2 protein-coding genes are annotated in these 1717 nt (G+C 72.5%); both read right to left on the bottom strand.

Annotation, left to right across the window (positions count from 1 at the left end):
* Positions 1-132: 132 nt before the first annotated feature.
* Positions 133-888 carry a YebC/PmpR family DNA-binding transcriptional regulator gene (locus ACIBM5_RS44460; protein WP_391587575.1) on the bottom strand — a complete coding sequence of 252 codons (756 nt, stop codon included), beginning with the start codon at positions 886-888 and terminating at the stop codon, positions 133-135.
* Between the two features lie 75 nt (positions 889-963).
* Positions 964-1575 (bottom strand): pyridoxal 5'-phosphate synthase glutaminase subunit PdxT, encoded by a 612-nt coding sequence (pdxT, locus tag ACIBM5_RS44455; RefSeq protein WP_396012391.1) that lies wholly within the window; start codon positions 1573-1575, stop codon positions 964-966.
* Positions 1576-1717 lie beyond the last annotated feature (142 nt).

Below are 1717 nucleotides of genomic sequence, written 5' to 3'. Positions count from 1 at the left end.
GGGGGGGGGGGGGGGGGGGGGGGGGGGGGGGCGGGGGGGGGGCGCCCCCCCCCCGGGGGGGGGGGGGGGGGGCGGGGGGGGGGCGGGGGGGGGGGGGGCCCCCCCCCCCCCCCCCGCGTTCGCGCATCGCGACTATTCCGCGTTGATGCTCTCCATGATCTCGTCCGAGACGTCGAAGTTCGCCCAGACCTCCTGGACGTCGTCGCTGTCCTCCAGCGCCTCGATCAGCCGGAAGATCTTGCGCGCGCCCTCTTCGTCCAGCTCGACCGAGACGCTGGGGATGAAGTTGGCGTCCGCCGAGTCGTAGTCGATCCCGGCGTCCACGAGCGCGGTCCGCACGGCGACCATGTCGGTCGCCTCGCTGACCACCTCGTAGGTGTCGCCGAGGTCGTTGACCTCCTCGGCGCCGGCATCGAGCACCGCGCCCAGCACGTCGTCCTCGCTCAGGTCGTTCTTCGGCACGATCACGACACCCTTGCGGGTGAACATGTACGACACCGAGCCCGGGTCGGCCATCGAGCCGCCGTTGCGGGTCATCGCGACCCGCACGTCCGACGCCGCGCGGTTGCGGTTGTCGGTGAGGCACTCGATCAGCACCGCGACACCGTTCGGTCCGTACCCCTCGTACGTGATCGACTGGTAGTCGGCGCCGCCGGCCTCCGCACCGGAGCCGCGCTTGACCGCGCGGTCGATGTTGTCGTTCGGGACCGAGGACTTCTTGGCCTTTTGAATGGCGTCGTAGAGCGTCGGGTTGCCGGCGATGTCACCGCCGCCGGTGCGCGCCGCCACCTCGACGTTCTTGATCAGCTTGGCGAAGAGCTTTCCGCGCCTGGCGTCGATGACGGCCTTTTTGTGCTTGGTGGTCGCCCACTTCGAGTGGCCGGACATCCGCCTCTACTCCTTCGGGTCGCGGGTGCACTGCACGGGCCTGTACAGGCTGGAAGATCCTACCGGCGCGCGGACTCAGAGCGTGGCACGGACCATGTCCACGAAGTACGCGTGCACGCGCCGGTCGGGGGTGAGCTCCGGGTGGAAGGACGTGGCGAGCAGGTTGCCCTGGCGTACCGCGACGATGCGGTCCGCGTACGGCTCCGCGGTCAGTCGGGCGAGCACCTCGACCTCGGCGCCCACCGACTCGACCCACGGGGCGCGGATGAACACGCCGTGGACGGGGTCGCCGCCGGCCGTACCGGCGAAGGGCACGTCGGCCTCGAACGAGTCGTTCTGCCGGCCGAACGCGTTGCGCCGCACGATCATGTCGATCCCGCCGACCGTCTCCTGGTCCTCGCGGCCGTCCAGGATCTTGTCGGCGAGCATGATCATGCCCGCACACGAGCCGTAGACCGGCATGCCGCCCGCGACCCGCTCGCGCAGCGCGGGGAACAGCCCGAAGGACACCGCGAGCTTGGACATCGTGGTCGACTCGCCGCCGGGTATGACGAGCGCGTCGAGCTCGGCGAACTCCTCCGCCTTGCGCACCGGGCGCGCGATCGCGTCGAGTTCGGCCAGCGCGATGGCGTGTTCGCGCACGTCGCCCTGGAGGGCGAGGACACCGATGATGGGAGTGGTGGACACGTCAACCTCGTCCGGTCGTAGGTACCGAGCCGGGGGGGGGGGGGGGGGGGGGGGCCCCCGGCGGCCACCCCCGGGGCGGGGGGGCGGGGGGGGGTGGGGGGGGGGGGGGGGGGGGGGGGGGGGGGGGGGGGGGGGGGGGGGT

Source organism: Embleya sp. NPDC050493 (assembly GCF_044458105.1).
GTDB lineage: Bacteria > Actinomycetota > Actinomycetes > Streptomycetales > Streptomycetaceae > Embleya.
This window is presented reverse-complemented; position numbering and strand designations above follow the sequence as displayed.

What these genes read in the sequence shown, in the direction of transcription:
- ACIBM5_RS44460 (WP_391587575.1), bottom strand. Translation starts at nt 888, where the DNA reads ATGTCCGGCCACTCGAAGTGGGCGACCACCAAGCACAAAAAGGCCGTC.